This is a genomic window from Roseivirga sp. UBA1976, assembly GCF_002336325.1.
Lineage (GTDB): Bacteria > Bacteroidota > Bacteroidia > Cytophagales > Cyclobacteriaceae > Roseivirga > Roseivirga thermotolerans.
Map to the genome: position 1 here is coordinate 35,309 of NZ_DDDQ01000140.1, position 8,707 is coordinate 44,015.

An 8,707-nucleotide genomic window follows, 5' to 3' on the forward strand; every position below is an offset into this window, starting at 1 on the left:
AGAGGAGTGCCTCAAATTGAAGTAACTTTCGATATTGACGCCAACGGTATTATGAACGTTTCGGCCAAAGATAAAGGCACAGGCAAAGAGCAAAAAATCAGAATTGAGGCTTCTTCCGGACTTACCGATGAGGAGATCCAAAAGATGAAGCAAGAGGCTGAAGCCAATGCCGAGGCAGATAAAAAAGAAAAAGAGAAGGTTGAAAAACTAAACACTGCCGATGCCCTCATATTCCAGACAGAGAAACAGTTGAAGGAATATGGCGATAAGCTTTCTGAAGGCAACAAAAAGCCAATTGAAGAGGCTTTGGCCAAGTTGAAGGAGGTGCACCAGAAACAAGACCTGGATGCTATTGACCCAGCTGTTGAAGCACTGAACAAGGCTTGGGAAGGAGCTTCTCAAGAAATGTATGCTGCTTCTCAGCAAGCTCAAGGCGGTGCACAACAGGCTGGTGGCGAACAAACTGCAGATAGCAGTGCCGGAGGCGGAACTGGCGATGTATCCGATGTAGAGTATGAAGAGGTGAAATAACCTTATTACTCGATAAACAATAGATTGAACCCTGACTTTGGAAGAAGTCAGGGTTTTTTGTTTGGTCTTTGCCTGCAAGTTGGCTTTGAAAAAGAGACACAACCGATGCACCCCCAGGTTCAAAGGCCATACTTCAATGAAGAAATTGAAACGATAAATAGACCTTTTGGTCTAATTGTATATATTTACAACATGAATACCCGCGAACGCCTGATTAGTATTACTTCCGACTTGATTAGGAAGAAGGGTTATTTTGGTACGGGAATCAATGAGATTCTTAAACAGGTAGCCGTGCCTAAAGGCAGCTTGTACCATCATTTTCCAAATGGTAAGGACGAGCTTATTCGCGAAGCGGTTTATTATGGAGGAGAAAGCCAAATGCACAAGTATGGCAATGCCCTGAGGGGAAAGCCTGCAGAAGAGGGGCTGGCGGCCATGATTGACGTGATGGTTGAAGAACTAACGGCATCTAATTTTGAGGATGCATGCCCAATTGCGGCTGTGGCCATGGCCTCAGGCTCTATAGACGATGACATTAGGGCTGCTTGTGCGAAAGTCTTTGTGGGTTGGCAGAACGATCTGGCCGGATACCTCGAACGAAGAGGGGTAGACAATGCCCAACAAAAGGCAGAAGAGCTCTATGCCATGTTTGAAGGTGCCTATGTGCTCAGCAAAGCACATAAGGATGTGAAGTATCTGCTATTACAGAAAAAGTTTATAGCAGTGATTTTGAATTCGTAATATTTTTTTCATCAAATATAGACCGACTGGTCTGTAAATTATGACCATGCATATGTACAATAAAAAACCTGTTTCTTCAGCCATAATTCGATTTCAGGATTGTGATCCTTTTGGTCACTTGAATAACTCCAAATACCTGGACTATATGATCAACGCCAGAGAAGATCATCTCATTCGTGAATACGATCTGGATATTTTCCGAATGGCCAGAACAGAGGGGAAGTCGTGGGTGGTTGGTCACTCAGAAATAGTTTACATGAAACCGGCTCTGGTTATGGAGTCTGTGAAAATTCAGAGTCAATTGATCGATTTTTCAGAAAAACATGTTCAGGCTGAGATGATTATGTACAACAAGACTATGGATCAGGTTAAGGCAGTTCTATGGTCAAAATTCGTGCATTACGACCTAAAGGCCTTAAGAAGTGGAATTCATACTCCTGAGCTTATGGGGCTTCTGGAGCAGTTGCATGAGCCTTTGGAAGAACAACGATTGGAAGTAAGGGCAAAGAAATTGGCAGGGGTACAAATGAGCCCGGCCATCAACTGATTTACTCATTTCTCATATTGAGATAGAGTTTGGCTAAAAGACCATCATACGGATGGTCTTTTTATTTGTCCCTGGCTCAAAATGGTTTAATAAGCAACTGCAGCGGCTTTTTTGTTAACCTCTGCCGGAATAGTTTTCTCAATAGCCGACTTGAAGCTGTCGTCATATATAAGAAACAGCCACTTGTTGTACTTGGGGTCATGAATACCCATTAGGAACTTCTGGCCTTTCACATTAATGTAGTTTTGAGACTTATTATAAACCACGTTTTCCTTGCCAAAATTGCTTTGCAGGGCGGGCACCAGCAAGGGAGCAATCCCTCTCAAATCATCTGTTGTTAGCGGAAGCTCCATCTCAAGGTTGTATTTAATAAGAGCGTATTTACTTTCTTTTACTGTTGGTAGAGCTTTCTTATCAAGTACCTCCATATTTTTGAATTTCAGCTCAATACCCGATTGCTCCAGTAGCTCAAAAACCTGAAACATATCTTTTTTAGAGGTGTGCTCAAATACAGGCGGATACATAAAATCCAGCACTTGTGTATAGTTACGTTGCTTTATAAGAGTCAGGAATTGAGATACCTGAGAGTCTATGGCCGAGGCATCTTTAGGGTTTAACTGTTGCGCACTCAGAGCCACCGAACATACCGTTAGCAGCCCTATCAAAATCACTTTTTTCATCTTTAGTTAGGTCCTTTATCTTTTGACGATTTACTCTCCACTTTTGTGAACAATTGGAAGTTTTGTGTAGCTATCCAAAAACCGTTCCCTTGTTTGTACACATCCTTATATTTCTGCCATTTGCCCTCGTAGTAGTAAATACCACAGCCGAGTTCTACCACATTTTCGGAATACAAAGTGGCCCTATGAGGAGGCGAGTCTATCCAACTTTGAACGATGTGATCGGCCAATTCAATATATGTACCAAACTGCCGGCCACCAACGGCATGTATATTTTCCGCAATATTAGGGTTTTTAATACCGGCTAGGGCCGCCCGATCTTCCGGGGTTCTGCGTTTTTTGTTTTTGGGGTGAGTATGATCGAAAAAATCGTCTTTGGCCATGTGATATGAATGATTATAGGCCATAATCTCCAAATTGGGCTGATGGTTTACAGGGTTAAGTCCTTTTTCTATACGGGCTTCGTTTGTCACATAAAATAGGGCCGCTTGCAGTAAAGGGTAGTCTACTTTCTCTTTATCAAGCCGCTTCTGAAATAACTTAAAGTCGCGAAAATTACTGTCATTAATCTCTGAATACAGCGATTCTTTCCACTTGCGTTGTGCATGACTTTCTAAGGGTAGGGCCAATAGCAGCGATATGCAAAATGTGTATGTTAGTGACTTCATTGTTCAGAGGGGTTTTCCGGCTTTTGCTATCTCTTGTTAATTTAAGGAATGCGCAGATGATCTTGGCTGAAAAGCCCAATTAAAACGAAAAGAATTAAATTTGACCACATACCTCATAAGTTTCATGCGCTTATCAATTGTTTCAAAAACCCTCTTTCTGCTTGTCTTATTTTCGTTGTGGAGTTGCAGCGGTCATTTAGCCCGTTCTAAAAAAGTAGAGACTGTGGTGCAAACAGCCCGCTCATACATTGGTACGCCATATAAGTATGGAGGAACCACCCGAGTGGGAATAGACTGTTCGGCACTGCTTTATCATTCCTTTAGAAGTGTAAAAGTTAGTTTGCCTCGTACTTCAGAAGCCCAGGCCAAGCAAGGCAAGAAGGTAAAAATGAATGAATTAAAGGTTGGAGACATGGTGTTTTTTGCCACAGGTAAAAGCAAACGACAAATAAACCATGCGGGTATTGTAAGTAGAGTAGGCGGACGTTCTGAGGTTTGGTTTATTCATGCTTCTACCTCACTTGGTGTTACTGAAAGTAACCTGTATTCCCCTTATTATCTGGAGAAATTCAGGAGAGCAAGGCGCATGTTTTAAAAAGTATTAGCTTGTAAAACGGCCACAAAAAAAGCTCGTCATTTGACGAGCTTTTTCTTCACAGCACCTTATAGGGACCATTTGTGCAGACACAAATGGTGGCAAAATAACGAAACATACGCCATGAGACTTAAGTAAGTAACCCTATAAACTTAAATCAAACCTCATACCCCCGTCTTAGACGGGGGCATATTATGAAAAAGGCATATATTTTTATAGCAATACTATTTTTTGGATGTAAAGAAGAGAAGGTTCTTTTTGATCAGAGTGATATTGAGGTGCCGAAAGTGTTCAAGCTCTCACCTGACAATAGTTGGGATTTCTTAAGAAACGAGTTGTCGCCCATTCGCGATCTTATATTAAAGGACTCGCTATTGATCATTAATAAAATCTTCCCGGGCCCATTCTATTATTCTGTTTACAATATCCGAACAGCAGAGAAGTTAGTTGAGTTTGGCGTACAAGGCCAAGGACCTGAGGAGTTACCTGATTACTCTAATGCAAACCTTAATAGTAAGAATGCAGATATATTAGAAATTATTGTCCCTAATGCCGGTGGAGCAATTTACTCAGTGGATTTAAAATCACTCAGAAACAAAGATGTCACTTTAAACAAAGTAGCAGAGTTGGGCTATAATCCATCTAATTTTGCCCATGTTGACTCAATATATGTAATTGATTTTGGAAATAGGTTTGACGTAGTGGATCGATTTGGCAATCATATTGAATCAGCTATCGACTATCCCTTTGAGAAGGAAACAGCCTTACCTGAGAAATTATGGAACTTAACCCATCAAGGGTTAATGAAGAAAAGGCCAATGGACAATAGGATCGTATTTGCTTCAATGTATGGTCCAAATATTGATTTAATGGAGTACTCAGAGCACCTCACTTCTCTCTTAAAAATACATATACGTGAGCCTAAGGTTTTTGATAATTCGGGAAAACTTGCTTCGGGTGATGCCGAGTTGGTTGGGGTTACTGTATCCGATAAAAATGAAATGGCATTTATAGATGTAGAAGTGACCAACAGTTTTATCTATCTTCTCTACAGCGGTCGCTCTTATGAAAAAGATGGTGACGATGCCTTGCTTGGAAATAGCGTTTATGTTTTGGATTGGGATGGAAATTTTCTTGCCTTGCTAAGCTTGGAGAAGAATACTAGGGTTATTTCGGTTAACCAATCAGATGAGATTTTAATCGCTCTAGATGAGGAGAAAGAAACTACAAATCTTCTCGGTTATAAATTGCCAGATTTTGATAGTCCCAGGTGAGAAGTTCCTTTGGCAAAATAAGCTTTACTGTTCAACAGAGTAAGTATTTAGGATTTTTAATAATTCTGCCCGGCATAAGTTCTCTTTACTCTTCAACTTTGAATAGTGATGAATAACTGGAGAATTGTATATAAAGTGCCGTTGGTTACTCTCTACAACTCAGAAGGTTCTGTATACACTACGTCTTTTAGGGGTAAGGGAAGACTACACGTTATATGTATAGCATCGCCTCATTGGCATAATGGACAGTACCGATGTCTATCGGATTAATAATTATAAGGGAGGATTCAGAACAGTGCTTTAAAGAAAAAAGCCCTGCATTTCTGCAAGGCTTTTGATGCTGTGGAGGATACCGGATTCGAACCGGTGACCTCTACACTGCCAGTGTAGCGCTCTAGCCAGCTGAGCTAAACCCCCAATGATTTGCGAAACCTTCTGCCAGCAGCACTTTTAAGGTACTTTTCTCGCTGACGAGCTTCGGCTATTGTATGGTAGTACTCGGTGTAAACAATCTCCCATGGCATTTTTGATTTGGTCGACTTTACCTTTCCTGCATTATGTTCTTTTTGGAGCCGTCTTTCGGGCTCTTCGCTCATTCCCACATATTGGGATTGATCTTTTTTACTTTTGAGTATGTAAACGTACATTCTCTCGTAGTAGCGCTCCCCGTCCGTACCGAGCGTTACGGCTCGGGCGGGTAGCCAGCTGAGCTAAACCCCCAAACGGAACGCAAATATAGTGGTTGAACTGAATACTGAAAATAGATTGTAGAAAAAATGCTTTTGAACCACACCGCTTACTTAAGAGTCGCTTCGATTGTGCTATAAATCGGAGCAGAAAGCAGTTGCTTCAGTAGTGGTAGCTGCTTCGTATCTAACTCTAAAAAATACCACCGGTTATTCGTATAGAGGCTTAATAGATGACTTTCTGATTCTATCTTGAAATACCCGCCCTTTTCTACAAATTCTACCGACTTGTATTTTGGGTTAGCAGCAAATACCGCCTTAAGGGTAGGAAAGTCTTCAGTAGAGTACATGTCTTGCTGAAAGTATACCTGTATGTTGGCCTTGTAGGTGCCAAAGTAAACCTCAGTACTTTGATCGCCATTTTCCTCAAGACCAAGATGGGTTATTTCAAACGCCTTCATTTTGTCGAACTGAATCTTAAAGCCCATGGACGAAATGGCTTCGAAGGCGCTTGTCATAGCTTCTTTTGGAAGCACTGTAAACAGCTGTGGGTAAATTCTATCCATAACAGCGTCCCAGTCCGACTCTCCAATAAGCTGCAAGTACTCTTTAAATTCTTTCTTTGCCTCTTTTGCCCGGGCTTTACTTTGTGCCCAGCCATTTGTGAAACATAGACTGCAGCTAAATACGGCAATCAGTACAAGTCTTTTCATGCTGTTTACTTTAAGGCTTCACTTATGGGTTGCCCAGTGGTGCCGCTAGGCATTCGTATGTTGAGTAGCATACTGATGGTGGGGGCAATATCGGTAATGTGTATAGGCCTAACGGATGTACCGGGCTCAATGCCCCAACCATAGAACATTATGGGGATGTGTGTGTCGTATGCCCATGGGTTGCCATGACCTGTACCTTTGGCACCTCCCCATTGCCAGGCAGGTTCCATCACCATTTTTACATCGCCACTTTCTTTGGGGTGATAGGCATTCTGAATCAATGATTGCACATGGCTCTCATAGCTATTGCGAGTAAGGTCTATGCCCGGAACAGCCAGGTATATACCTGGAAATTGCATGGCGTGTTGAGCAACAAAAAGTTGCGCTTCATACAAGTCTACACCTTTGGTCTTTAGGGTGGAATGGTTGAAAAAGATGTCCATTCCTGTATTCTCGAACCACTCCGCTTCTCCAAAACGCTCGTTCATAGCTTGGGAAAGGTACTCTGAGAAATTACGGCTGCCAAAATTGTCTGCCCGGAAGCCCAGCTCTTTCATTCGGATAGAGTTTTCCGCCACGGCATGGTCAGCCGAAAGAAAAACCACATAGTTACCTTTGCCTAACTTTTCATCGAGTTTGTTCAGCAAACGCTCAATTTCCCGATCCAGACGAACATAAGTGTCTTGCACTTCTTTGGATTGTGGGCCAAAGTTATGGCCAATGTAATCGGTACTCGAGTAGCTTATGGCCAAAAAGTCAGTGACTTCATCTTCTCCGAGGCTTTCGCCTTCTAAAGAAGCCAGAGCCAGCTCGGTGAGTATGGTGTTTCCCCAAGGGGTGCTTGGCAGCATGCCAAAGTTTCCGTTTTGTTCGCGAAGTTGTGCCAGATGATACGGAAAAGTAGGATTTTCCTTGCCTCGAAAGCCACCTTCGTATTTAGAATTATCTTCTCCACTCTCAGTGTAGTTTTCTTCGGGGAGAAACAAAGTCCATGTGTTGTTGAGGTATTCATCGGCCAATTTTCGATCGTTGAATTGGCTTACCCATTCAGGGAGGGTTTTCATGTAGTAGGTAGATGTCATAAAGTTGCCGGTTTGGCTATCGTACCAGTATGAGCCATCGGAAAGATGGCCTCCCGGAAGAGCCGAACCTCGGTCTTTAATAGACATGGCCACTACTTTGGCTTGTTGCTGGGTGAACATTTTGAGTTCATCGGTAATGGTTGAACTATAGAGGTTGGCTGGTGAAATGCGTCCGTTTCTTACACTACCGCCAACGGCATTGGCCGTGGTATCTTCAGCACAGTATACTCCTCGCTTTAACAGGCGGCTATACCAACTGTTGTTTACAATGCCGTGTATTGATGGAGTGGTGCCCGTATAGATTGAAGCATGCCCTGGCCCGGTGCTGGTAGTGGCATAGTTGTAATGTGCGTTTTTGGCCATAAAGCCTTCGTGCATCAGTCGCTTAAAACCTCCGGTACCAAAATCGTTTTCAAACCGCCATAGGTACTCTTGCTTCATTTGATCTACCACAATGCCCACCACAAGTTTGGGATTGGTGTTTTGTGCTTTAAGTGTAGCCAATGAAAGGCAGCATAGAAGGCTCAGCGTAATTTTTTTCATGAAGTATTAATTTGTAGGACAAGCTATTTTATAATATTCCTCTTGGCGGAAACTTTGTGTGAAGAGTTTATTACCCTTTTTGTCGTAGTATATAACTACATAAATGTTGGCTTCCTTCACCAATTTAACAGCAAAATAAACGGGGTTGGCCGGAGTTCCCAGAAGGCGTATAAAGGTGTAGGTGGGCTGAATTACTTCGCCCATGCTTTCACTATAAATACCTTGCCCGTTTACGGTGGTTATAAAAAGGGTTTTATCTTCTTCGCCCACATCGATGATTTCGAACGATTCGATCTGTTCGTAGAGCAGGTCTTCATTCCTGATGTTTTCCAACATCCACTCGTTTTCTATTCTTACCAGGGCAATGGAATCGTTGAAGTAAGTTACCTCATCGAACTCAAAGGCAGTGAGGGCTTTGCCTTCTTTGTTTACAAAGCCTTTGTACCGTCCCTGAGTGGCCACCAATACAGTATCTGAATATGGCTCGAGCAACTTATCGAACTTGGGGCCAATGTTAATTCCTCTGGTAGGGTTAATAACACCAAACTTTCCTTTGTCTAAGAGGCTTACATAGCCACTTTCGTTAGAGCCAATGCCATCGTACACAAAATTGAGCAGGTAGTGGCCGGTGCTATCGGCTAAGGCGG

General features: G+C 42.5%; 11 protein-coding genes and 1 tRNA gene. 5 read left to right on the forward strand and 7 right to left on the reverse strand.

Annotated elements, in window-relative coordinates; genetic code table 11:
- From B3763_RS13910 to B3763_RS13920, 3 genes are all read left to right on the forward strand, one after another.
- Window positions 1-531: Hsp70 family protein (locus B3763_RS13910; protein WP_286747348.1), on the forward strand; the 531-nt coding region annotated here is incomplete at its 5' end.
- A 105-nt stretch (window positions 532-636) separates the two neighbouring features.
- Window positions 637-1,272, forward strand: coding sequence for a TetR/AcrR family transcriptional regulator (locus B3763_RS13915; protein ID WP_286747350.1), 636 nt, complete (start codon window positions 637-639; stop codon window positions 1,270-1,272).
- A gap of 52 nt (window positions 1,273-1,324) precedes the next feature.
- Window positions 1,325-1,819: an acyl-CoA thioesterase gene (locus B3763_RS13920; protein WP_286747352.1), complete on the forward strand. Its 495-nt coding sequence runs from the start codon at window positions 1,325-1,327 to the stop codon at window positions 1,817-1,819.
- A gap of 86 nt (window positions 1,820-1,905) precedes the next feature.
- On the opposite strand, the gene B3763_RS13925 is transcribed toward B3763_RS13920, so the two are convergent.
- Both B3763_RS13925 and B3763_RS13930 read right to left on the reverse strand, forming a co-directional pair.
- Complete coding sequence (locus B3763_RS13925; protein ID WP_189628432.1) at window positions 1,906-2,499, reverse strand: hypothetical protein; 594 nt, start codon at window positions 2,497-2,499, stop codon at window positions 1,906-1,908.
- A gap of 2 nt (window positions 2,500-2,501) precedes the next feature.
- Window positions 2,502-3,167, reverse strand: a complete 666-nt coding sequence (locus B3763_RS13930; RefSeq protein ID WP_189628431.1) for a CAP domain-containing protein — start codon at window positions 3,165-3,167, stop codon at window positions 2,502-2,504.
- Window positions 3,168-3,291: 124 nt separating this feature from the next.
- Here B3763_RS13930 and B3763_RS13935 point away from each other — a divergent pair, with 124 nt between their 5' ends.
- Complete coding sequence (locus B3763_RS13935; RefSeq protein ID WP_189628430.1) at window positions 3,292-3,762, forward strand: C40 family peptidase; 471 nt, start codon at window positions 3,292-3,294, stop codon at window positions 3,760-3,762.
- A gap of 194 nt (window positions 3,763-3,956) precedes the next feature.
- Entirely contained in the window at window positions 3,957-5,036 is a 1,080-nt protein-coding gene (locus B3763_RS13940; protein ID WP_286747357.1) for a BF3164 family lipoprotein, read from the forward strand.
- A 343-nt stretch (window positions 5,037-5,379) separates the two neighbouring features.
- On the opposite strand, the gene B3763_RS13945 is transcribed toward B3763_RS13940, so the two are convergent.
- The 5 genes from B3763_RS13945 to B3763_RS13965 all read right to left on the reverse strand — a co-directional run.
- Window positions 5,380-5,453 (reverse strand) — tRNA-Ala (locus B3763_RS13945).
- On the reverse strand, window positions 5,444-5,683 hold the full coding sequence (locus B3763_RS13950; protein WP_286747359.1) for a GIY-YIG nuclease family protein: 240 nt from the start codon (window positions 5,681-5,683) through the stop codon (window positions 5,444-5,446). Before B3763_RS13950 ends, B3763_RS13945 begins: the two co-directional genes overlap by 10 nt.
- Before the next feature lie 149 nt (window positions 5,684-5,832).
- Complete coding sequence (locus B3763_RS13955) at window positions 5,833-6,435, reverse strand: hypothetical protein (protein WP_286747361.1); 603 nt, start codon at window positions 6,433-6,435, stop codon at window positions 5,833-5,835.
- Window positions 6,436-6,440: 5 nt separating this feature from the next.
- Window positions 6,441-8,060, reverse strand: coding sequence for an alkaline phosphatase PafA (gene pafA / locus B3763_RS13960; protein WP_286747363.1), 1,620 nt, complete (start codon window positions 8,058-8,060; stop codon window positions 6,441-6,443).
- Window positions 8,061-8,066: 6 nt separating this feature from the next.
- Window positions 8,067-8,707, reverse strand: a 641-nt coding sequence (locus tag B3763_RS13965) for a WG repeat-containing protein (RefSeq protein WP_286747365.1), incomplete at its 5' end; no start/stop codon positions are given.

Coding starts and splice junctions, on each gene's coding strand:
- B3763_RS13940 (WP_286747357.1), top strand. CDS start 3,957: ATGAAAAAGGCATATATTTTTATAGCAATACTATTTTTTGGATGTAAA.
- B3763_RS13920 (WP_286747352.1), top strand. CDS start 1,325: ATGTACAATAAAAAACCTGTTTCTTCAGCCATAATTCGATTTCAGGAT.
- B3763_RS13915 (WP_286747350.1), top strand. CDS start 637: ATGCACCCCCAGGTTCAAAGGCCATACTTCAATGAAGAAATTGAAACG.
- B3763_RS13950 (WP_286747359.1), bottom strand. CDS start 5,683: ATGTACGTTTACATACTCAAAAGTAAAAAAGATCAATCCCAATATGTG.
- B3763_RS13955 (WP_286747361.1), bottom strand. CDS start 6,435: ATGAAAAGACTTGTACTGATTGCCGTATTTAGCTGCAGTCTATGTTTC.
- B3763_RS13925 (WP_189628432.1), bottom strand. CDS start 2,499: ATGAAAAAAGTGATTTTGATAGGGCTGCTAACGGTATGTTCGGTGGCT.
- B3763_RS13930 (WP_189628431.1), bottom strand. CDS start 3,167: ATGAAGTCACTAACATACACATTTTGCATATCGCTGCTATTGGCCCTA.
- pafA (WP_286747363.1), bottom strand. CDS start 8,060: ATGAAAAAAATTACGCTGAGCCTTCTATGCTGCCTTTCATTGGCTACA.
- B3763_RS13935 (WP_189628430.1), top strand. CDS start 3,292: ATGCGCTTATCAATTGTTTCAAAAACCCTCTTTCTGCTTGTCTTATTT.